The 22,397-nt window shown below is 54.2% G+C and carries 17 protein-coding genes; 8 read left to right on the forward strand and 9 right to left on the reverse strand.

The annotated features are described in order from the left end of the window. Window positions 1-143: 143 nt before the first annotated feature. Window positions 144-1,049: a hypothetical protein gene (locus HXY34_13090; protein NWF97070.1), complete on the reverse strand. Its 906-nt coding sequence runs from the start codon at window positions 1,047-1,049 to the stop codon at window positions 144-146. A gap of 520 nt (window positions 1,050-1,569) precedes the next feature. Between HXY34_13090 and HXY34_13095 the strand changes: the two genes are divergently transcribed. Continuing rightward, entirely contained in the window at window positions 1,570-2,064 is a 495-nt protein-coding gene (locus tag HXY34_13095; GenBank protein ID NWF97071.1) for a hypothetical protein, read from the forward strand. Window positions 2,065-2,727: 663 nt separating this feature from the next. Here HXY34_13095 and HXY34_13100 read toward each other — a convergent pair. The 5 genes from HXY34_13100 to HXY34_13120 all read right to left on the reverse strand — a co-directional run bounded on the left by HXY34_13100 (window position 2,728) and on the right by HXY34_13120 (window position 10,724). Further along, window positions 2,728-3,618 carry an ABC transporter ATP-binding protein gene (locus HXY34_13100; protein ID NWF97072.1) on the reverse strand — a complete coding sequence of 297 codons (891 nt, stop codon included), beginning with the start codon at window positions 3,616-3,618 and terminating at the stop codon, window positions 2,728-2,730. Beyond that, entirely contained in the window at window positions 3,602-6,379 is a 2,778-nt protein-coding gene (locus HXY34_13105) for an FtsX-like permease family protein (protein NWF97073.1), read from the reverse strand. Before HXY34_13105 ends, HXY34_13100 begins: the two co-directional genes overlap by 17 nt. Further along, window positions 6,380-9,112: a hypothetical protein gene (locus tag HXY34_13110; protein ID NWF97074.1), complete on the reverse strand. Its 2,733-nt coding sequence runs from the start codon at window positions 9,110-9,112 to the stop codon at window positions 6,380-6,382. A 22-nt stretch (window positions 9,113-9,134) separates the two neighbouring features. Beyond that, entirely contained in the window at window positions 9,135-10,106 is a 972-nt protein-coding gene (locus HXY34_13115; protein NWF97075.1) for a hypothetical protein, read from the reverse strand. Between the two features lie 156 nt (window positions 10,107-10,262). Continuing rightward, complete coding sequence (locus tag HXY34_13120) at window positions 10,263-10,724, reverse strand: hypothetical protein (protein ID NWF97076.1); 462 nt, start codon at window positions 10,722-10,724, stop codon at window positions 10,263-10,265. 443 nt (window positions 10,725-11,167) lie between these two features. Here HXY34_13120 and HXY34_13125 point away from each other — a divergent pair, with 443 nt between their 5' ends. After that, window positions 11,168-11,797: a hypothetical protein gene (locus tag HXY34_13125; GenBank protein ID NWF97077.1), complete on the forward strand. Its 630-nt coding sequence runs from the start codon at window positions 11,168-11,170 to the stop codon at window positions 11,795-11,797. A gap of 153 nt (window positions 11,798-11,950) precedes the next feature. Further along, window positions 11,951-12,511: a hypothetical protein gene (locus tag HXY34_13130; GenBank protein ID NWF97078.1), complete on the forward strand. Its 561-nt coding sequence runs from the start codon at window positions 11,951-11,953 to the stop codon at window positions 12,509-12,511. 291 nt (window positions 12,512-12,802) lie between these two features. On the opposite strand, the gene HXY34_13135 is transcribed toward HXY34_13130, so the two are convergent. The 3 genes from HXY34_13135 to cas5 all read right to left on the reverse strand — a co-directional run bounded on the left by HXY34_13135 (window position 12,803) and on the right by cas5 (window position 15,992). Next, on the reverse strand, window positions 12,803-14,440 hold the full coding sequence (locus HXY34_13135) for a hypothetical protein (GenBank protein NWF97079.1): 1,638 nt from the start codon (window positions 14,438-14,440) through the stop codon (window positions 12,803-12,805). A gap of 78 nt (window positions 14,441-14,518) precedes the next feature. Beyond that, window positions 14,519-14,836, reverse strand: coding sequence for a tetratricopeptide repeat protein (locus tag HXY34_13140; protein ID NWF97080.1), 318 nt, complete (start codon window positions 14,834-14,836; stop codon window positions 14,519-14,521). 295 nt (window positions 14,837-15,131) lie between these two features. Next, the gene (gene cas5 / locus HXY34_13145; protein ID NWF97081.1) at window positions 15,132-15,992 is read right to left on the reverse strand and encodes a CRISPR-associated protein Cas5; all 861 of its coding nucleotides are present in this window, start codon (window positions 15,990-15,992) and stop codon (window positions 15,132-15,134) included. Between the two features lie 187 nt (window positions 15,993-16,179). On the opposite strand from cas5, the gene HXY34_13150 reads away from it, so the two are divergent. The 5 genes from HXY34_13150 to HXY34_13170 all read left to right on the forward strand — a co-directional run. Then, a complete protein-coding gene (locus tag HXY34_13150) occupies window positions 16,180-16,425 on the forward strand; it encodes a hypothetical protein (GenBank protein ID NWF97082.1) in 246 nt (81 codons plus the stop codon). A gap of 584 nt (window positions 16,426-17,009) precedes the next feature. Beyond that, window positions 17,010-19,772 carry an FAD-dependent oxidoreductase gene (locus HXY34_13155; protein NWF97083.1) on the forward strand — a complete coding sequence of 921 codons (2,763 nt, stop codon included), beginning with the start codon at window positions 17,010-17,012 and terminating at the stop codon, window positions 19,770-19,772. A 5-nt stretch (window positions 19,773-19,777) separates the two neighbouring features. Next, window positions 19,778-20,275 (forward strand): 4Fe-4S dicluster domain-containing protein, encoded by a 498-nt coding sequence (locus tag HXY34_13160; protein ID NWF97084.1) that lies wholly within the window; start codon window positions 19,778-19,780, stop codon window positions 20,273-20,275. Next, on the forward strand, window positions 20,272-21,144 hold the full coding sequence (locus tag HXY34_13165; GenBank protein NWF97085.1) for a CoB--CoM heterodisulfide reductase iron-sulfur subunit B family protein: 873 nt from the start codon (window positions 20,272-20,274) through the stop codon (window positions 21,142-21,144). Before HXY34_13160 ends, HXY34_13165 begins: the two co-directional genes overlap by 4 nt. A gap of 3 nt (window positions 21,145-21,147) precedes the next feature. Beyond that, the coding region (locus tag HXY34_13170) for a CoB--CoM heterodisulfide reductase iron-sulfur subunit A family protein (protein NWF97086.1) at window positions 21,148-22,397 on the forward strand (1,250 nt) is incomplete at its 3' end.

Genomic DNA, 22,397 nt, shown 5'->3' on the forward strand with positions numbered 1-22,397 from the left:
CTTGCTGTGTCTGACCTAGCATGCTGCGTAGTCTGTGCAGGGCTGGAGAAGTCCCCACAGTATTGGCCAGCAGCTGTTGCGCTGGGGGTGGCTTGGACGCTCATGTTCATTGTCTTTGTTTGCGCAACAATCAATGATGTGTGTCAACAGACTGAGGATCCATTCGAGCGATTCCTGTGGTTCATGTAGGCACTGACAGTCGGAAAGTCAGATGACATCGTATGCCCCGTGACGTAGATGTAGCCGTCCTCCACTGCGATGTTATACCCGACATCGGAATCGGTGCTCCCGAGAAAGCTGCTGTAGGCGAGCATGGGGTCCACGGTCAGGGTGTGTGAGTGGTCGTACTCTGCGACAGAGAAGCCGACACTGTTGTGCTCCAAGACGTTGAATGAGCAGTCCACCGTCTCGCAGTCCTCACACGTCTGATATGCGTACAGGCCACTGTCGGTCAGTGTCACCCTGTCCACTGTCACAGTGACGGAGTCGGCTCCCAGTTCCACGTTGTCAGCGTCCGGATAATGCATTCGGATGGCTGTCGGGTCCGCATGTGGTGCGACCACGAACTCATACTTGAGCGCGCCGTCATGGATGCGGTAGACGAGGTCCACACCGGGGTAGACCTCAGAGTATCGGAGCACCGCGCAGTCCACAAGCCCCGTCCGCCACAGTGCGGGGTCGTTGCTCAGCAGGTAGTTTGTGACAGACCCAGTGGGCTCCTCTCCTCGGGGTACCACTGGTCTACTGCCGGGAAGACAGAGTCGGACGAGCGTGTCGCCCACAACGTAGTAGACCTGTGACTCGCCAAAGTATGCGACGACATCAACTCCCCTACGACAGACGTAGCGGACCCCATCGCTGTTGGGCGCGGCTTCTGCAAAGAACATCATCGAGAGGTCAGGACTCACATTGTCAGTCACATGCCTCTCGTCTTGGTCCATGGTAGATGCTCCAGCATCACTACTGGTCAGGTACATACCCTGAAGGAGTATGGACGCTGGGACTGCCACAGTCACAAGAACAAGGAATACAAGAAGGCGTTTCATCATGACAGTCCTCCCATTGTGCAGCATCGGCACTTTGGTTAAGCTCATTCAGAGGCAACAATCGATTATTACCGTTATGGTGCTCTGCGGCCCTGTTGGAAAGGGTTAGCAGCAGCTGCCGGGTAGCTGGACAATCTTGGCCATCACTGTGCGGTGCTAGTATGCCTCCGTGTGTGAACAGAGAAGCAGAGGTCGACTAGACACTTCATGGACCTCGAGGAGTGACCCCAGTGCCGTCTACTGGGAGCGACAAGACTCCTGTGTCCAGCTTTGTGCAACTAAGAATGAACAGTGTCCGGGCTGTCAACTATCGCTGCGGCTCCTGCAGGAGTGCCTGCCAAGTGACTGACTCCGAGTATCCCATTTGCGTCGGGACGAGTTCCTGTTCACTGAAACCAACTTCCTCAACAGGGATGCCCATTCACTGCAGAGCGAGACATGCTGTAGACCGTGGCGGCCTTCGCCACTTTCTTTTCATAGGAGTACTTCACAACACGTTGTCTGTGTGCCAGCGGAGAAACCATTGGCATCACCCTGTGGGGTGATGACTCACATAGACTACAGCTCTCTAGCAATCGCCGAGCAGTACGAGTTCATGGGTATACTGATTGAGATAGTCAACGAAGTGATCCCGTCTGGTGTGCTCGCCTTGGTGAGCCAGAATTACAAGGACCGCAATGCAGTCGTGAGGCAACTGATTGCAGGCTTGGCTCTGCAACTCGTCCTGTCAAATGCATTGGCCCTGATAATAATCACAAACATGACTCTCTTCGTGGACTTCATGGGCACTTATCCTGAGCTTGCGGAACGGACAGCATCGTATCTCTCACCGAGAGCAGTTGCGCTTCCATTCGCATCTGTGTCGCTGCTACTACTGGTCGGCCTGAAGTCAATGGACCGAGCGAAACTGGCTCTCGGTATAGTGGCCATCAACGTGAAAATCAACATGATGCTCGATGTGTTTCTTGTGTCGCCACTCCCCTTCTCGCTGCAGCTAGGTCTCATGGTTGTAGCCTAGGGATACCTCATTTCGAGTGTTCTATACTGCCTTCTTGCTCTTGTTGCTGCAATCAGGACTCTGCAAGTGAAACGCTTTGAGTTGGGTATGGACCCATTGCGGACTCAGTCCAAGCCTCTCTTCAGCGTCGGTGGATGGACCGGGGCTGACTCGTTCGTCAGGAACCTGTTCTATTTCTTTGTCTTACAGGTGCTAGACTACATGGGCCCAAACGAGTTCGCTGGCTTCCATGGATTTGAGAGGCCTATTCTTCGGAACAGGAAAGACCTACTACATCCTAATCATCAGCTTGGTGCTCAACTTCCTAATCATCCTGCCCTTCTTCCTGTTGATGAGTTCGGCAGTACTGCCCTAGGTGTACGAGTCGGTCATGTTGATGTTTGCGTTCGTTGAGTTCGTGGACTTACTGGTGACCTATGTGTTAGTCCGCCACTTGCTCGGACGAATGTTCACGGCGGGATCCACCACACCAGCCACGATTCAGTGATGCTGGAAGGGATACAGCATGATGTCAGATTGAATGCTATACAAGCAGCAACAAAGGCGCATCAGACTTCACGCGATGCACCATTCTTGTCATGGATGTGGTGCACTCAGACTGTATGCCATCTTTGCCCGCATGAATGAGCAACTGGGAATCCAGTCGTCACGCCGAGTGAGCGACTACTTCGTTCTGGGAACGACGCCCATTCTCTGCAGTTCTCTCTCGAGCACCTCAATTGTGGAGGCAACCTGAGTTCGTCTGGCACAGTAGGAGGCACCGTCCAGCCTGCCCTGCATCAGCTCCGAATCCAATGATGCGAATTCGTTCCGCAGTTCTGCAAGCCTCTCTCGTATGAGGAGTTCATAGGAAGCGCTCTCGGAGGTGGACTGTGATGCCGGGCTGTGTCCTGCATCAATCCGGCCATCTTGGATGTGGTATATCCTATCGGACTGACGGGCCATGTTAGCATCATGAGTGACCATCACGACAGTCTTGCCTAGGTTCCTAACTGCGTCGCGAAGGTACCCGACGACTTCCAGTGCATTTACTGAGTCGAGGACCCCAGTAGGTTCATCGGCCAGAATGACGGGGGGGTCGTTGGCGAGGGCTGTTGCTATGGCAACTCGTTGGCGTTCTCCACCGCTCAACTGAGAGGGCGTGTGTTCCATCCTCTTCTCCATCCCCACGAGCTCCAACAGCTCCCTGGCTCGTGTGCGGCGGGCAGTCTTCTCGACGTTGAAAGCAATCATCGGTAGCTGCACGTTCTCAAACGCGGTCAGCGTAGGAATCAGATTGAGGTCTTGGAACACGTAGCCAATCTTCGTCAGCCTGTACGTGTCCTGTTCCTTCTCGGAGAGCGAAGAGAGAGCCTGCCCGTCGACCTCTATCAGACCCGCTGTGGGTGTATCAATTGCGCCGATGATGTTCAGTAGCGTGGTCTTGCCACTTCCGGACGGGCCCATGATACAGACGAACGTTCCCCTCTCGACACTGAGAGATACTCCTCTGAGAGCTTGAACTTCCACCGTTTCAGTACGGTATACTTTCACAAGGTCAACTGCACGAATCATATCCAAAGTCTCTTCCTCCTGTTGTGTTGGCCACACGTTGTGATTGGGCCCAGAACACGAGATAGATGACAGCAAGCAGGCACAACAACTCTCCGATCAGAAGGATGCTCGGACCAGCATCGACCGAGAACCGAAACGGCACCGTACTGTATCGGAGCGCGCTCAGTGCTCGGATTGAGGAGTATGAGTAGAGGAGTCCGATGGAGACCCCCATCGCGAATGCCAATACGACATACACAGCCAACCCTGACATGAGCATCAGGGTCCTCGTCCGAACAGAGAGTCCTCTCTTCATCAGCATGACAGAGTCACTTCGGAGCTCTGTGCCGTAGGTCATGCAAATGAGAACAGTACCTGTAGAAGTAATGAGGATGCCGAACAGCAGAGCCAGTCCCCGGACAGTATTGATGCCCCGATACTGAGGGCTCTCCAGAAGAGAGGATATGCGCTCGCTTGCAACATGAACAGCCGCGTGCGGGTCCGCCTGAATGATGTCCTCCTCTATTTCTGCGACTGCACTGTCTGGCATGAGCTTGGTCAGAATCCGTATGTCCATCGAGATTCCTTCTGCTTCGAGGACCACCATCGAATCCAACGGGACGATAAGCACTCCCAGACTGTCAGTTGTCGCGGGGTATGGAAAGTGCTCTATCATGGCACTCACAGTCACATTAGTAGGACTGGGAGAAGATGGGTACCGGGACACCGGTAACACCTCACCAACATCGCAACCTAGTTGCTCGAGAATCGAACGTTCTGCCAGGCATTCAGTCCCGTTCAATGAGGACATGAGACTCTTGGCAGGACCCGCTGGGAACCAGTCTGACTCATAGTAGGCGGCGTCAGGCCAGGTCTCCGTTTCAATCGCAACCACTGAGACTGTGTAGTGCGCAATGTATAGATCAAGTATGTAAATCACGGTGGAGTAGAGCACGGCCTCAGCCGCATCGACCGCACTCCGAGTGGCATTCAGATGACTAGGATTGGATAGTATCACGGTCATATCTGAACCAGTCTCAGCATGAATGGCCCTTGCATCGTGGTCGAGCTGGGAAGAGGCGAGTATCGGATTCATTGTGGAGACTGCAACGAGAGCTGACAGTATGAATAGGAGGGATACGCGCATCCGAACATCCTTCATCAAGCGGCCCGCAGAGAGTGAACCCATGTCCCCACCTACAAGCCTCCCAACTCTCACCGCAAGACGTCTTAGCGGCTCTTGGTACCTGCTGGCCCAGACTGCCAACCCATAGGTGAGAAGCAGAGGACCAGCTGTGCGAATGGGTCCAGTCCCAGCCTCCATGATTGAGAATAGTATTAGGGCCAGAACACCTGATCCCGATGGCATAGTCGCTTGGTAGAATTCACCATGACCGAGAAGGTCGTACAGAATCTGAGCTGAGGAGAGAAGAACAAGTATGGACCCGAGCCGCAGGTGCAGTGTGGACTCGTGGAGACTCTGAGTGTGCTCACCGGACACAAGGTCCACCAGGTTTTCTTTGGCCGCAGTGCGGAGAACTGGATAGGATGCGACCATGGAGACCACTACTATCAGTGTGACTGTCAGAATGAGTGAGGGGAGAAGAGAGGACGCGCCATTTGACCACAGAGGACCTATGCTCGTGTGAGGTGAAGTGATGACAAGGACAGCAACGAAGCCAATGACATATCCCGTCAACCCACCTATTAGCCCATAGACCAACGATTCCCACATCAAGAGCCGCTTTGCCGCAGTGACGCTGAAGCCTCTGATTCTCAGTTGTCCGATTTCACGCCTTCTGCGCTTCCATGTGATAGTGTTTGAGACATGAACAAGGTACAATGAGACAAAGAGGACTGTTATGAGGGTCTCCTGTGCTTGGACCGCCTGCGTCTGGGACCAAGAAGAGATCCTGTTCATCAGAGAGTAGAGGTAGTTGGTCACTGTGGAGAATCTGGAGACACTGCGTATCCGATTGGTCACCGAGTTCGTCATCAGTCTCAACTGAAGGATGGACACGTCCAGTTGAAACGGATTGATTATGCTGTCCTGAATGTCGACCAAGATCAAGTTTGAGTATCCGAATAGGGATTTGCCATCAGATTCTGCTTCGACTAATGCGAGCAGCCATGTATAATCGACAATGACCACCTCTTCGGAGGGTGGAGTGGGTCGGTCCTCCGCACGCTCGAACACACCTTGGGCCACGCTGTCCAATAGTGGGGGGACGTCAACCGCAGCAATATCGCTCAGACTCACGTTGAGGTGCAGCGGACCATCGATAGTGAACAGTGACACGTCTAGAACCAATGTGGTGTTCTTGCCGGAGTATACTCCGAACGGTCCGGCATCGGACACTAGGGCTTCATCAGCACCACTTGACGTGTCCCACCCGGACGGTCTCGTCGAGGCGAAGAAGTGAGTCCCGGAGTCGATTGCTATTATCGTAGTGTTGTGTTGTTCTGTCGGAGTCTTGTTCTCGTAGAGAAGGCCACCCAAGATAGCGAAACGTTCGCATGAGTGAACTCCACTCATGCCCTGTATGTCTTGCTCCATTGATTGGCTCTCGTTGTAGTCGATTCCGTCATGCAGTGACATGTCCACAACAAGGTCCACAAGAACATCACGTTCCGCTTGAACAACGGCTTCGGTCACAGAGAGGGAGAGCACAAGGTTTGACTGTGTTATCATTGTTGAACACAGAACCAAGAATAGAAGTGTGAGGACCGACGCGGCCTTGTCCCGTCTTATCCGTTTCACCAGAATTGTTCCAGTCTGCACCTAGCGTGGCCTCCACTTCGTGACATGACATGCGAGTCGTAGTGCAGCGACGCAAGTCATCATGGTGAGTGGGATGAAGACAGCGGAGAAGCCGCCCACTGCGAGCCTCGCGGAGACCAGAGTGACTTGGGTTCCCTGAAACATACTCTGGCTCAGCCCTACAGAGGTGAAGACTCCGATGAGCACACCAACCAGCATGAAGGTCATCAGAGGAACAATCTCCCAGTATAGAAGAGTGCCGATGCTAGACCGTCCGAATCCACGAAACAGCATGTTTCGAATCTCCTCTCTTCGGCTCTCTCTTGTCGCGAGCATCAGCGCCGATACTCCAAGGAGTGAGATGATGACTGAGAACACGACATTGACCAATCTGAGACTGAGCATGGCTGTGGCAAGTCTGGTCTGCAGTGAGACTGTCTCCTCCGAGGTCTTGATCTGATACACCGGTAGGTGTAGCGCATCTATTGCGCTCGCAACCTCCGTTCTCATCGCACCATCGCTGACTCTAACGAGAGCCCTCTTCTGCGGAAGTATCAGGCCCTGAAGAAGTTCACAGAACTGCGCACCTACATATGACCATGTCCTTTCGCAGTAGTACTCGACTGAGGAACCACCAAAGCCCTGAACCACTATTGGAACCGGTGTTGGTCCAAAGAGCCCGCAGATGAGAAGAGACCATGAGTGATTCTCAAGATACAATGACACTGTGTCACCCAAGTGGAGTCCGAGCCGTGCAGCAACGAGCCGCTCCAGTACAATCGTGTTGTTGCTGTCAAGCAGCGTCAGCCCCTTGGAAGCATCTGCAAATGTGAACCACTCTGGCCGAGAGTATGCGGCAGACTCCCAAGTGTCGGGGGTGACTGCTCTTAGCGAGATCGACTCTGTGACTGTGTTCAGAGTGAACCGCCGCTCGATGGTGATGGCCTCGACTGCGGTGATACTGAGGACCTGTTGCATGACATGCGTGTCTTCGTCTCCGCGGATGAAGAAGGAGACATCTGCACCATTGTCCACTAGAGCACGTTCCTGGCTCTGCAGAATTGTCGTGTCAAGGGCCAGTGACGTCCAGGAGGCGTATCCGACAGTGAGTGCAAGTACAAGAGCCAACTGAAGGTTTCGTTGTTGGTGTCTGGACAGATTCCTTGATGCAAGTGTTCCGATTGTTCCTCTCAGTCTTGTCGAGATGCCTGACAACACGTAGAGTACATTCTCTGACGACGAGGCCATGCGTGCAAGACCGTAGAGTAGCAGCACAGGTCCCAATACATTGAGTATGCTGTCAATGGACAACCACACCTGGAGTAGGAACAGAAGATACGCGTCAAGTCCGCCTCCTGAAGCGACAAGTATCTCATACGGTGCTATGTCGAGTGCCCATGCAATCATCTTGTAAAGACCAAGAGCAGTGCAGAGCGCGGGGACGAACCTGCTCATCGAAACCTGTTCCTCCTCTGACGGGTCGTGTGCAGTCATCCCAAGACTGTGCCCATGCACGGACCTATAGCTGGCACGCGATGCATAGACCGTGATCGTAGCCGTGATTCCCACTATTACCAAGACCATCTCCACGGAGAAAAGACTCACTGTGCCACTTGACAGGAATATGACTGAGATCAGCAGCCCGAGTAGCATACCAACAATTGACGCTAGAACCGCAACAAGGAGGGACTCCCAGGTCTGAGCGATTCGAATGAATCCTGACGAGTACCCCTTGGTTCTCAGAAGACCAACCTCGTGTCTTCTTCTCCGGGCAGTGCGCAGTCCTTGGAGTTGTAACACAACGAATGCTAGGAAGAACATCGGAATGAGACTGGTGAATAGCCCCAATGACAGGCCATCGTAGTACTGCTTCAGAGTGTCCAGCGCACCTTCAAGATTCGAACCCACCACAAAGCGCCCGTGGCCACTCAGTGCTGAGGATAGTCTCAGCTTCATCGTGTCAACCAAGCTTTGCGTCATGCCCATTACTACTGCCTGTTGAACCATGTGCTGATCCAGCCAGACAACTGTGTTGGTCAGCAGCGTAGCGGGACTTATGGTGGCTCCCACGCCTGCAAGGTAATCAAGTATTGGGGCCATGGTCTTATTGTAATTGACAAGAAGGATGACGGTAGGTTGGGACAACGATATCATTCCTGGAGCGCGTGAGTACTCAAGAAGCAGTGCAGACAGGTCGATACCCGTTGACACCAGTCCAGTCACATTGAGGTCCAGTGGTAGGTATGGAACTGTGGTGCTCCCCTGCCTCATGTATGGGATGTAGACGGGAACTGTGCTGTTCAGCGGATAGTGTGACGCATCTTGGGTATCAAGGACAACCAGACACTGATTCTCCCGGGGTGTCCCGGTGCCTGTTCGAAAGGTGAAGTCATTCCAGACTGCCGAGTCCTCTTGCAAGGCCACGACTCCTATCACGGGTGACGAGTTTCCATAGGACATAACTGAGAACATGACCGTTTCAGTACGGGCGACGCCTTCCACTGAGCTCAACAGCATCGCGCGTAGACGGAGCTCGGCATCAGACAGAAGGGCCTGATACTCAACGTTCATGTCAAACACAATCTGCTGAGCGGTGTCAACCATTGCTTGCTGGTACAGGAAGCCGGAAGACACATACATCAGTGTGAGTGAGAGAGCGACGACTGAATACCCAATGCTGTCGTTGAGGAGAGCCCGCTTCCTTCTCTGCGCCTGCTTCGTGGCGTAGGTCAATGCATTAAGGAAGAACGTCATCGGCTCTCTGTCGCTCCTCGAATCAGATCTCTCTCCTCTTGGATGGCCTTGGTTGCTTCCCAGTCGAAGAGTCTCTTCGTGTGTGTCTCCTTTGTGCACGCTTGAGTGCCTTCACCGAGATGACGAAGAAGACACCAAAGGCTCCAGCCCCCGCTATAAGAAGAATGCCGGTGAGCGGGATGGGAAGAACCTCTTGCCGGGGACCCAGATCAAAGTTGGTGCGAACAAGGGATATCTTTCCAATGCCGAACGTGCAACCTGCTGCACCCATGAGAAGGAAGTCCATTGGCGTGTTTGCCACCCAAAGCAGCAGCCCTGTGTCAGTGTCAAAGTAGTAGACGGATGTGTGGCTATTGCCCAAGATGTCGCTGCCTGAGCAACTGAAGTCGAATTCTAGCTGCAGGCCTTCGCCAACACTTATCGCCACTGGGTCTGAGTAGTGGTTACGAGTGCCCTCCAGAGGCGAAAAACCATCTCGTGATGACATTACTTCCGTCGTCTCCCATTTGGAATCACCAAACAGCCTGAATACGCCAGTCATGCCAGAGTGACTCCCGTTGTGTACAGAGTACTCGCCAGAGCTGAGCTGGAGACTGAAGGTGAACGTCGTCTGAAGATCATACTTGGCAGGGTTTTGAGACGTGAATGAGGCAAGGAACAAGTGAGTGTCCGATGTGTTGCCTATTACTTCCAGACGGAGTGTTAGCTCAATCATGTCTCCTTGGTAGCCAATCACATAGCTGGCGTTCTCGAGCTGTACATGTAAGAACACGTACTTGTACTCAAAGTAGGTCCCGATTGCAAGAGATGCTGTCGAGTACCCCCTCTGATACTGCGGAGATCCAACACCAGTAGCCGCATTCAGGAGCGCAGCGTGTACGTGTGAGCCTCCTGTGGGTAGAGTCAGTGGTATGGCAACCATGGTGATCAGTAGTATTGGGACTGCAAGTGCCCCCCGCAGTTTAACTAGCGGCTTCCTGCGTTCTGCACTCATGATAATCACATCCCATTTCATGTTCTCTGTGTAGTGGGATTGTCACCTCCAACGAGCTCATGGACATCGAGGATTAACAAGAAAGGGGGCAGACCTGTTTCTAGGAACAGGTCAAGCCCACTCTACGTCATGATGCTCGGAGTCAGTAGACATCCATTAGGTACGATAGTCGACAAAGACAAAGGTATTGCCTGTGGGACCCTGAAGATACACATCCGTGCACAGTGTGGCGGTTTGGCGGGTAAGCACAATCAAACCCCAAGGAGTGGGGAGACCAACCCCAATCTCGTAAAAGCAGATCACTCTTACGAAGTTGATGTAGCCAAGCGTGTCATACAAGATGGGTGGTGAGTTAAATATCAGGACAGGCCATACCAGATAGTATGATGGATTGGCGTTATACCAAGTGAGATGCCAGTTGGCCCCTTCTACGGCGGTAGCGATTCCAATATACGAACCAAACCAATTCCAGCCAGTCCAAGCATCATTGCAATAGACCTTATAGGTATGTGTTGCAGTCACAGCACTTGCAGTTGGCATAGTCAGTCCTACAACTGCTATTCCCGACAATGCAAGCGCCAAAGCCAGTGAGGCAAGATAGAGTTCACTTTCCTTCATGGTCTGTTCTACTCCGGTCAATGACCAAAGCTGGACAATGTATTGGGAATATGCGCTAGCACGAAACTCGGCGCACCCCTTCTCAGCCAAGTCGAAACCGACCGTAGATTGAATTCGTTACTCCATATAAGCGTTTTTGCATTCAAGACTCTGTTGCAGAAGTCATGTCCGGAATTGCAGAGGAGGTATCGCTCTGCCTGATTTGTCATGCGAAGCCAGCCCATGTGCCAGTTTCAGTCCTGAAGCGACAGGTTGAAGCCACTTATGCAACGGAGTTGACACTCAACGCCAGTGTGAAGAATCACCTCCCGTCACACTCCACGGAGTTCAGGCATTCCATGTCATGAAGAACGGCCTTCATGAGCAGTTCTCTCCCGTTCCCTGTATCCTCTTGTACTTGGAATCCCTGTGAATCGCACCTTCAGTGAGCATATGACCACAGGTTGCGACCTCTGTCTCAGCTCTCTTTTTCAGGCATACTGCTGATAGCCTCATACTGCTCATTCACTCTGGTATCGTGGCTGGCGTACCCCTATCCCTTCAGCCCGCTCACCAACTATCTCAGCAGACTGGGCAACTTCGAATACAGCCCACTCGGCGCTTATGCCTACAACATTGGCTGTGTTGTCACCGGCGTTTTGCTCCTGTTCTTTTTCGCAGACCTGCAGAGTCTGTCGCTTCGAACCCGCGCTCAGAGAGTGTTGCTGGCAGCTGGCCAGCTGATCGGTCTGTGTTCTGCAGTGGCGCTGATGATGATAGGGGTCTTCTCGGAAGACCAGGGAGCTCCCCACATGCTTGCCTCATCCGTATTCTTTGAACTGAACTTCGCAGTGCTGCTCATTGTGGGACTGTCATGCGCCGCAGAACGTGGGCTTCTGCGATATGCCGGGCTGTATAGCATCTTTGTAGCACTATCAAGTGTTGTGCTTGCGTTGAGTGTCGGAGGTCCTGTCATCGAGTGGTACACGGTCTTCGCGTCGCTGTTATTTGTCGCACAGGTATCGTACATTGTCTTCAGGTCCGCTCACTCTCGCCCTGCACCAATGATAGAGACCGCATTTCCCGACAAGTAAGCTAATAAGCCATTGCCACCTCGCCAAGTGCGCAGGTCCCGAAGCAACAGGCGCTTCCCACTCAGGTTCAATGCTGTGTTTTCACATCGCGAGACCCCGGAGGATTACGCTCGTTTTGTACGGCCTGCAATTCGCTAGCAAGAGAGATTAGAAATGGCGGAAGAAAGAGAGCCAGTACTGGCTACTGTGGCTGAGCTGAAGCCACGAATGAAGAACGTCACAATCACGTTCAGGGTTGTGAACAAGGGCGAGGAACGAGAGGTCTCCTCCCGCGATGATGGAGCCACGCACCGAGTGGCTGATGCAGTGGTTGGGGATTCAACCGGTACAGTGCAAGTCCCTCTCTGGGATGATGCAATCGACACCGTTCAGGTTGGAACGACCTACACCCTGACGAATGGCTACACCGGTCTCTTCAGGGGCAACCTCCGACTGAACATTGGCAAGTTCGGTCAGCTCACAGAGGCTGATACTCCAATCGAGGAGGTCAAGGAAGACAATGACATGTCGGCCGAGGAGCACGAAGATGACCGACGTCGCGGCGGCTACGGTGGTGGCGGCCGAGGTGGCGGCTATGGCGGCGGTGGTGGTGGCTACGGTGGTGGCTACGGTGGCGGTGGTGGCGGCTATGGCGGCAGCCGAGACCGTGGTGACCGTGACCGAGGCAGAGGTCGAGACCGTGGCGGCTATGGCGGACGTGACAGACGTCGCTAGTCCCCACAATCAGTGTGAATGCGTCTGAAGTTCGTGTCTCTGTGTCAAGACACACAAGAGAAGACTAGAGGGGAGCCGAATGCGGTCTCCCCTGTTTCTGTTTCTCTTTCTCTTTCTGTTTCCGTTTCCGTTTCCGTTTCCCTTCCGTGGCATCATCTCGTTCGATTACATGCTCACACGGTACCACTCATGAATGGGACTTGATTGTGTTCTGGTCTCAAACCCACTCGAGGATGAAGAGGCCTCTCTCATGATTCGCCTCCATACTGGGGCCTTCTTCCTGAAGTTCCACTAGCCCGAACGTGTGAGGGCATAGACCACCATGTCATTGGTGCCACACACAACATTGTCTGTCAAGGTGACCCTGAAGAGCTCGACCAGCGTCCAGCCCCTGAATGAGAGACAGTATCTGAGATAGACGATCCATGGGTCATAGAATATCACATGTGTACAGTTCTTGGATATCAGGTAGTCGACTACTTCGAGGGTGGTGTTACAGTTATGGAGCACGGGTGGCGTCACAAGGCCAAAGACATCCAGGACAGTCCCTCGCCAGAGATACCCAATCGCACCCACATCATAGACTGCAATCACAGCGTCTGCCGGGAGGTTCTCGCTGGCCCACCTAGCGCAGGAGACCTGCATCTCGCTGATGTTCTTGACCTGATTTGCATGGATGTTCAGGTGGTGACCATACCATGGTGCCACCGGAACAAACAGGATTAGTATCACCACTACGGTTGCCGTTCTTGTGAGGTCGCCTTGTGACAGGTGTGCTGCACTCCTGCCACTTGACCACAGACGTTCAAGGACCAACGTGACACCCACAACGAATATGATGCCCATCAGGTCGAACAGTGGGACCAGGTATCGTGCATCGAACAGGAGGGCAGTTGCAGGCATGGTGAGGTGATAGAGCAGGAAGAATGATGATGCGAGGATGGTCTCGTAGGGTCTTCCTTTCAGGACAGGGAAAACGGCCACAACAATGGCGACATCGATATAGAAGAGTTCTCCCGTAAGCCACGCGAGCCACCATCCGGTCCAGAGCTGATATGCCTGCTCGTCGGGAATGAACCGAAGCTTCGCGTAGTATGAGTCTGGCAGTGGCAGCCCTGTCACGTTGAGGCAGTGCAGTGTCCACGGCAGTGCAATCAGCCCTGCGAGTATGAACATCGAAAACAACCACCCACTGCGCCTGAGCGTCAGTTGTCTCTTCCGGAGGACTTGAAGGACTCTGACGGGAAAGCAGAGTGCAACTATGAGCACGAACTCCGGTCTGCACAGGTAGGCAAGTCCTGCGACGATGCCGAGTAGTGGGTCGTAGCGTTGTTCGAGCCGGGGTAACCAGAGTAGGGCGAGGAGGAGGAAGAACATGGCCAGCGGGGTCTCCATGCCTGAGAGCATCAGACCGGTGTTACGAGGAGTAATCACGAACACGACCTGTCCAACCAGCCCCACTTCCCATCTACCAGTATGCTGTCTTACCAGTTCACCCACCAGGAATGTGTCCAGCACGTAGAGAGCTGCAGAGATGAATGTCACGGCAGCCACCACGGTTTCCATTTCGTAGCCCAGTATGAAGATGGGCGACAGCAGTACAGACCACAGAGGAGCAGAACTGCCGGTGCTGGGAATGCCTCCCGAGTACTCCCACGGATATCCCTCGAAGATTGTCCTTGCGTACTGAACGTGAATCCACGAGTCATCGAAAGAGAAGCCGTAGACCCCCCATCCCGCGTTGACTGCCATACAGTGCAACACGGTCAATAGGGTCAGCAAGAGAACAAACAGAAGACCGGAAGCGGCAGAGGGTGGCCGTTGCTTCAAGGCCAGCGTGAGCACCCTTCTGGTCAGGCCGTGGATAGTCTTCTGTGTGTCCGTGTTGGTGGCAGTCCCGGATTGGTCCTCAGCAGCACTTCCGTCCACATTTCCCGCCGGTAGCAGCTGCTCATTCAGTGCACCATAAACCTGTCGCCGAGTGAGTCGTACGGAGGTCGCGTTGTCTTAGCGACAACTGCTCTGCATGAGGCCGTAGACAGGAACCGATAACCCTGTGCGTGCCTCTCTCTGTATGCGTTCGAGATCCTTTGTAATCTCCATCGCGGCCCTCTTGCCTTCCTGGTGCGGCAGTCTTCTGGCAAGAGTTAGGGCGTACTTGATGTACGATACCGCGTCATCGTTTCTCCCCTGCGAATAGTAGACTCTCGACAGGTTCCATGCTGCCAGTATGTTATCGCGGTCAACTCGTAGTGCGTCACGGAGGAGCGTCTCTGCTCGCGAATAGTCTTCTCTGGCAAAGGCCTTGATTCCAAGTGACGTCATTCGCTGCGACCACGCAGTGAGCGAGCTTTGAGACAGAAAGCTCGTCGCTCCGTGCCTTGCCAGCGGCCGAGCCGCAGTGCATACAGTTGAGGTTGCAGCGCAGGGTGGTCTCCCAGACGGCAGAGCCCGGCCCAGGTCTTGCCATGCGGTTCTCCTCTGCTCTCAGTGGGACCCCGGACTCATAAGGTTCGTTGTGTAAGCACAGCCGTCTCTATACATGGCGTAGCCACAGTGCCATCTGATTCTCGCCATCAAATGCGATATGAACCCAGTACTATCGGCGATGCCAGTCGCGTCATCTCTCACCTGATGGCAAGGGCGTGACATATATGTCACCATGCGGTCGTTTCATATCTGTTGCCTTTCCGTCTGAGTGGTGTAGCACACTCAGGACGCTGGTGATGGAGTCGGCGCGCGTTATCACTCTCACATTGCTCTTGCGATGAGGGCAGTGGTATGCAACCGCGCTCATGCAGTCCGCGTGCTTTGGTACGTACTGTCTCTCGCCATCCACCTCAACCTCTTCGACGTGAAACGACATCGGTACCCCCATGATGGACACGTAGTCCCCAACAATCTGCGTTCTTGGCTCTGGCTGAATCGGCACCACAGTCCGAACTTCATACTCGCCAGATTCCATCTTGTCACACCGAAAAGAACCCACGAGACTCACCTCGGCGGGCATGCTGGCGTGGCCGAAGTAGGGACTATAGTGATACATGCGGAGCCGTAGTGCTCTCTCAAGTGCTTGGCGCATTCTCTCGTCAGGTGTGCTGAAGTACACCCTGAATGCTGGATTCACCAGAACACTGGAAGAGACCGCTGTTGTCGCTGCGAACTGCCCTGTCGTGTCGACCGATGCGGGTCGAGTCGAGTCACTCAAGTACCCAGTGGGGTTTCCTTCCGGTCTGTCGCGTCTGTCTGCATACGCCGCCAACATGCCGGGTCTGGTCACTTCAACTGCAACCGTAGCGCTTCGAAGGGGATGACCTTGAGCCCAATAAGAGTTGCGCGGCAGACCAAGCATTGCTCCGACCATGCCGAGAATCGCCGTGCGCGGCGGAAATGGAAATGTCACAACGGACCGAGTGCTCCCGGGCACCTTGAACAAGGCGTGGGCACCCGAAACGTCGAATACCAGGAGCCGTGCTGACATTGGTCTTCCTCAATACTCAGTTCTGATGTTCCCTACCAGACTCCAACCCTTCTTGTTGCCTGATCGGAGCGTGTCTGCGTGAATCTGGAGATAAACATAAGTGGTTTCCAACGCCACTTCTTGTGTGAACGGGACGTCCTAGTAATTCTTGCGATGTGAATCACGTACATCGGTGGTGCATACGTCTTTGGATCGACTTGCTGAGTTGGAGCGTAGGGTGAGTGAGCTCGAGGAGCAGCTCAGAGAGTTGAGCGAACGCCTTGAGTGGGTGACTGACTACTTGGAACCGATGACTGCAGCCAGCGGTGACTCTCTTGACAGCGGCTACTTCCAACTGAGAGCTCGAGAGGCCACGAGGAGACAGGTCTTGAGGAAACAGGCCTTGAAGAGAGAGGCCTCCAAGAGAGAGTCTCAAGACCCGTCTAACGACTGAGACCGTGGGGGCTGCCCGCGAAGACCGTCTGTCTTTGGTTGGACTCATCGTGCACGGTATTGTTGTTGTTCCCGTCAGATGGCATTAGGTTGACTCTTCGAGGTCTCATGAAGCGTTTAGCACATTTCCGAAGTTGTGTGACGCGCAGAGTCATGTGTGGATCACCCTGCGCATGCCGAAGACTGCCCGACTTCGCGGCAGCTGCTGGCCCATAAGTGATTCTTGCCTTCCCATATACCGAGCTCCTGTTCATGTATGGTTTGCTACATTCTGGGACCTCATAGAACGAACAGATATCATTCACATGGTATACATGAGGGCAAATGGCACACCATAAAGAGGTCGATGTTCGCTTTCTATCATCAGGTGAGCGTTTCAATATCCATTCGGACCATGATGACGGCACAGAGTATCGGATAATAACTCGAAGAGGATATATGCGACGCTTTCCACTAAACGGCTTACAATTTAGCGTCTCCTAGGTGCAACTATGATGCTGGTCATGAGCAAGCGCACAATCGGCACCCGGTCTGTAGCGACCATTACGGAGTACGCGTGGAAAACAGATGAAGTGATCCAAGGGGTTGACAGTGGAAGGGTCCGAAGCCATATCTGAGCACAAGAGCGTCGCACCCCCGCAAAGCGCCATGGTCATCGGCGGCGGGGTCGCAGGGCTCCAGGCGGCACTTGACCTCGCCAATCAGGGTTATCAGGTCCACCTGGTAGAGAGGCGCACTTCGATAGGCGGGCGGATGGCGGCAATCGACAAGACATTTCCTACTTTGGACTGTAGCGCGTGCATACTGACACCAAGGTTGAGTGAAGTGTCACGTCATCCGAACATTCGGATTCACACGAATGCGCAGGTACGGAAGGTCCGCGGACGTGCGGGCAACTTCACAGTAGAGCTACTGAAGAAGGCGAGGTACGTACTGGAAGACAAGTGCAGTGGATGTGGGGAGTGTGTAGAGGTCTGCCCCATCGAGACTCCAAATGAGTTCGATGAGAACATTGGCTTCCGGAAGGCGATCTACATTCCGTTCCCGCAGGCGACCCCGCATGTCTATGCGATTGACAAACGAGACCATGCTGCCTGCAGAGTCAACTGTCCGGCGGGTGTCAACACTCAGGCGTTCGTGACACTGCTCATGCAGGAGCGCTTTGATGAGGCTCTGAAGATAGTGCGAGAAGCGATTCCCTTTCCGGGCGCATTGGGCAGAGTGTGCATTGGATTCTGTGAGACACAGTGTGCGAGAGGCAACTATGACCAGAGTATCAGCATACGGAACCTTCACAGATTCCTGGCTGACTATGAGAGGATGTACAAGAAACCCGCTCCTGTTGAGGCGAAGATTGACAAGACGGACCGGGTAGCCGTCATAGGTGCGGGTCCGGCAGGGATTGGTTGTGCCTATCACCTTGCGAAGATGGGTTATCCTGTGACTGTATTTGAGAAACGAGAGCGCCCCGGAGGACTCATGCGGTACGCCATTCCGGAATACAGGCTTCCGCGCGAGATACTCGATGAAGAGATTGAGCGCGTCCGACAGCACGGGGTCGAGTTTGTGTTCGGCACCGAAGTCACATCTCCCAAGTCACTGCTGGAGAAGGGTTTCAAGGCAGTATTCATCGCCACCGGTGCATCGAAGAGCAACAAGCTGATGGTCGAGGGTGAGGAGGCTGGTGGGGTCTATCACGCCATCGACTTCTTGGACCGTGTGTCTCGAGGAGAGAAGGTGAAGATAGGCAAACGTGTGGCTGTTGTGGGCGGGGGTGACGCTGCAGTGGACTCGTGTCGTGTTGCCGTGAGGTTGGGGGCCGAAGAGGTCACCATGATCTACCGGCGGTCACAGGTGGAGATTCCAGCCATACCTGGGGAGGTTGAGGATGCAAGTCAAGAGGGGGTCCGATTCATGTTCCTGACGGCGCCGACGAAGGTACTATCGGCGAAGGGTCATGTGACCGGGCTCAGACTCATACGGATGAAACTTGGTGAAGAGGACAGGTCAGGACGAAGGCGTCCGATTCCAATTCATGACTCAGACTTCACACTCGCTTGCGACACACTCATCATAGCGGTTGGTCAGAGTGTTGAGACGACCGAACTGCACAAGGACGTCGAACTGACAGAGTATGGAACCATTCAGGCAGACCCCATCTCGTTGATGACAAGCGTACCCGGTGTCTTTGCTGGCGGTGATGTTGTCCTTGGACCTGCGACCGTTGTCAAGGCGCTCGGTCAGGGCAGAGAGGCAGCTAAGTCCATCGACCGATATCTTCGCGGCGTGGACCTGCAAGAGGGCAGAGAGGCAAAGCAGTATGTCATTGCGAAGCCAGAGATCAACCCTGCCAAGTTCGTGTCAACACCGCGGGCAGAGATGCCCAAACAGAAGATCAGTCGGAGGAAAAACTCGTTCATCGAAGTAGAGCTAGGCTTTGACGAGTCTCAGGCGGTGAGTGAGGCGGGACGCTGTCTTGGATGCACAGTCTGCTGCGAGTGCGGGATGTGTGTGCAGGCGTGCGAGCGAAAAGCCATCGATCACAGTCAGGAGGACCAGGTCCTCAGCCTCAATGTCGGGGCCATCGTCATGGCGACAGGGTATGAGCTGTTCGATGTCAGCGACTATCCGCGACTCGGTTATGGCAGACTCGCAAATGTGATCAATGCCATGGAGTACGAGCGTCTCATCAACGCTGCGGGCCCGACACAGGGGAATCTAATACGGTTGAGTGACGGGAGAATACCCAAGAACGTGGCCTTTGTTCAGTGTGTCGGAGCTCGGGATGTATCGAAGGATGTCCCGAACTGCTCAAGGGTATGCTGTATGTACGGCATCAAGAACGCGGTCATGTGCAGGGAGCACAACCCAGACGCGAAGGTCACCGTATACTATGCCGACATCAGGGCGTTTGGAAAGGGCTTCGAGGAGTTCTACAACATGGCGAAGACACGGTTTGGTGTCGAGTTTGTAAGAGGTCGTGTTGCAGAAGTCGAGGAAGATCCACACACGGGCGACCTGACCGTCTTTGTCGAGAACACCGAGGGATTCGAGCCGCACAAGAGGACACATGATCTTGTGGTACTCAGTCCCGGTATTCTACCGCCCAAGGGAAGTCGCGAACTGGCAGAAGAGCTGGGCGTGATGCTTGACAATGATGGATACGTCGAGCCTCGCGATGAGATTGTCTCTCCGGTCGACACACATGTCCCAGGTGTGTTTGTGGCCGGATGTGCTGCCAGTCCAAAAGACATCCCTGACAGTGTGACTGCAGGGAGTGCTGCGGCAATGCGAGCAAGCATAGTCCTGGCCAAGGCAAGGAATGCCGCTGGCACGGATGGAAGGTGATGAAGATGACTGAATTGCACACTCCGAACTCGAGTTTCGCAGAAGAGATTGCGAAGATTCCCGGAGGCGAAGCGATAAACAAGTGTATTCAGTGCGGGATCTGTACTGCGTCTTGTGTCATATCGCGAGCGACTGACAAGTATCATCCTCGGAAGCTCATACAGAAGATACTACTGGGCAAACGAGAAGAAGTCCTGAGCAGCATTCAGCCGTGGTTGTGTATGACGTGCAGACTCTGTGAGGAACGGTGCCAGGAGGGGGTGTCTCCAGCTGAGATATTCCATGCCGTGCGTGAGATTGCTGCACGCGAAGGTCGAGTGCCGACCCCGTTCCGAAAGGCAATAGACACGGTCCTGGCAGATGGATGGATGTTGAAGGATGCGTACAGCGACTTCATTGAGGACGAACGCGCTGACCTTGGCCTGAACCCCCATCTCTCTTGGGACAAGGCGTTCGTCAACAGAGTGAAGCGCCGCTACTTCTCACAGGGGGCTGACCAATGAAGGAGATCCTCCTGTATAGAGGATGCACTACACCTGTGCGTCTGCCCGCCTACGAGGCTGCGACAATCGCAGTTCTCAAGAAGCTTGGTGTGTCAGTCCTTGAGATGAACGACGTCAACTGCTGTGGTGCCCAGTACATAGAGTCATTGAGTCGTTCCGCGTACGCGGCCATGAGCGGCAGAATCCTCGCCCTGGCAGAGGAAGAGGGAAAGGACATTCTTGCTCTCTGCGGTGCGTGTTCCGGGTCGCTCAAGATCAACAAGCACTACCTTGACAACAACGAGGCAGCACGCAGGGAGCTGAACGACATCCTTGCGGAAGAAGGCCTCAGGTACTCTGGCAAGGCGCGTGTCAGGCATCTTCTTCAGGTGTTGAGCGAGGACATAGGATACTCTGAGATTGAGCGTGCCATCGTAAGACCGTATGAAGGGATCAAGTTGGCAGCCCACTATGGCTGTCATGTGACTCGCCCATACGACATCGTTGGAGTCGACGACCCTGAGAACCCCACTATCATCGACCGCATAGTCGAGCTGGCGGGAGGAGAGGCGGTCGACTATGCCGGCAAGACCCGTTGCTGCGGCGGCCCCATTCTGGCAATGGACCCATCCACTGCGGCCAAGATAGGGCTTGAGAAGATACACAACATCGCTGCGGCAGGTGCTCAGGGAATCGTCACGGCGTGCGTCTTCTGTGACATCCAGCTCACGCAAGTGCAGTTTGGAGAGTCTCAGGAATCTGTTGCCAAGATACCAGTCATACCCGTTGTGCAGTATCTGGGTGTTGCCATGGGAATAAGTGAAGATGTACTTGGACTTCAGATGAACAAGATAAGTCCACATGCGATCATCAGCGCAGGAGGAAGGTAATGTATGACTGTGACGGATGAACCTAGAATCGGCGTGTTTGTGTGCCACTGTGGTCACAACATCGCGGGTACCGTTGATGTGCGTAGAGTTGCGACTGTCTCGTCGCAGCTTCCCAACGTGGTGTTCTCAACGGATGAGATGTTCATGTGCTCTGATGCAGGACAGCAACTCATTCGCGACAAAGTGGCAGAGCTGGGTCTGAACCGTGTTGTTGTGGCCAGCTGTTCACCCAGGATGCATGAACCAACCTTCAGGAGAGTGTGTGAAGAGTCTGGCATCAACAGGTATCTCTTCGAGCAGGTGAACCTTCGAGAGCACGTATCATGGTGTCACATGCGAGAGCCCGAGCTGGCGACCCAGAAGGCGATTGACCTTGTCCGGATGGCCGTAGCACGCGCACGGAGACTGGAGCCTCTCCCGGTCAAGAGAGTCAAGATAGCTCCGCGTGCACTCATTGTTGGTGGTGGCATCTCTGGATTGACAGCGGCTCTCGATATTGCAGACAGGGGTTTCGAGGTGGTCCTTGTCGAGAGAGACGACCATCTCGGCGGGAACGTGATGAAGTGGAACCACATGTACCCGGGCGACAAGCCCGGAGCAGAAGTCGCTGAGCCACTCATATCAAGAGTGAGCAGCCACAATATGATCAAGGTCCTACTCAACACTGAGGTAGAAGCGCTTGACGGTTATGTGGGCAACTTTGATGTCACAGTGAAGAACAAGAAGGATGGCGGGTCCTCCGTTCTCAGCGTGGGCACCATCATCCTGGCGACCGGGTTCAAGTCGTTCGTACCGGAGGGCTACTATAGCTATGGCGCGTCACCGGACATCATGACACTGGCTGAGTTTCAGCAGTTGCCGGTCGGAGAGACGGTCCCGAGACCAAGCACTGGCAAGCCCGCAACGAAAGTTGCCTTCATTGGGTGTGTTGGCTCGCGCGAGCCGGGAGTCCGGGGCCACGAGCACTGTTCAAGGTACTGCTGTTCGGCGGTGGCAAAAGCCGCTGCTGACACGAGAGGCAAGACCGATGAGGTGCTGGTTCTCTACCAGGACATACGGACATACGGCCGCGGTCACGAGGAGTTCTACCGTCTGGCTCGTGAGAAGCATGTCATTTACAGTAGATTCCCTGCTGCGAAGAAGCCCGAGGTCTCGCCGGAGATGTCGCCGAGGTCGTCGCTCAGGCAGAACGTGGAGCCCTCGAGGATCGTCAGCACCGGACGCCTCAGTCCTCGTTGCGCACGATCCTGCCC

The sequence above is a fragment of the Candidatus Thorarchaeota archaeon genome, from assembly GCA_013388835.1.
Taxonomy (GTDB): domain Archaea; phylum Asgardarchaeota; class Thorarchaeia; order Thorarchaeales; family Thorarchaeaceae; genus JACAEL01.

Excerpts from the sequence above, each read along its gene's own strand:
- HXY34_13090 (NWF97070.1), bottom strand. The coding sequence starts at position 1,049 with ATGATGAAACGCCTTCTTGTATTCCTTGTTCTTGTGACTGTGGCAGTC.
- HXY34_13100 (NWF97072.1), bottom strand. The coding sequence starts at position 3,618 with ATGATTCGTGCAGTTGACCTTGTGAAAGTATACCGTACTGAAACGGTG.
- HXY34_13110 (NWF97074.1), bottom strand. The coding sequence starts at position 9,112 with ATGACGTTCTTCCTTAATGCATTGACCTACGCCACGAAGCAGGCGCAG.
- HXY34_13115 (NWF97075.1), bottom strand. The coding sequence starts at position 10,106 with ATGAGTGCAGAACGCAGGAAGCCGCTAGTTAAACTGCGGGGGGCACTT.
- HXY34_13120 (NWF97076.1), bottom strand. The coding sequence starts at position 10,724 with ATGAAGGAAAGTGAACTCTATCTTGCCTCACTGGCTTTGGCGCTTGCA.
- HXY34_13130 (NWF97078.1), top strand. The coding sequence starts at position 11,951 with ATGGCGGAAGAAAGAGAGCCAGTACTGGCTACTGTGGCTGAGCTGAAG.
- HXY34_13140 (NWF97080.1), bottom strand. The coding sequence starts at position 14,836 with ATGACGTCACTTGGAATCAAGGCCTTTGCCAGAGAAGACTATTCGCGA.
- cas5 (NWF97081.1), bottom strand. The coding sequence starts at position 15,992 with ATGTCAGCACGGCTCCTGGTATTCGACGTTTCGGGTGCCCACGCCTTG.
- HXY34_13160 (NWF97084.1), top strand. The coding sequence starts at position 19,778 with ATGACTGAATTGCACACTCCGAACTCGAGTTTCGCAGAAGAGATTGCG.
- HXY34_13165 (NWF97085.1), top strand. The coding sequence starts at position 20,272 with ATGAAGGAGATCCTCCTGTATAGAGGATGCACTACACCTGTGCGTCTG.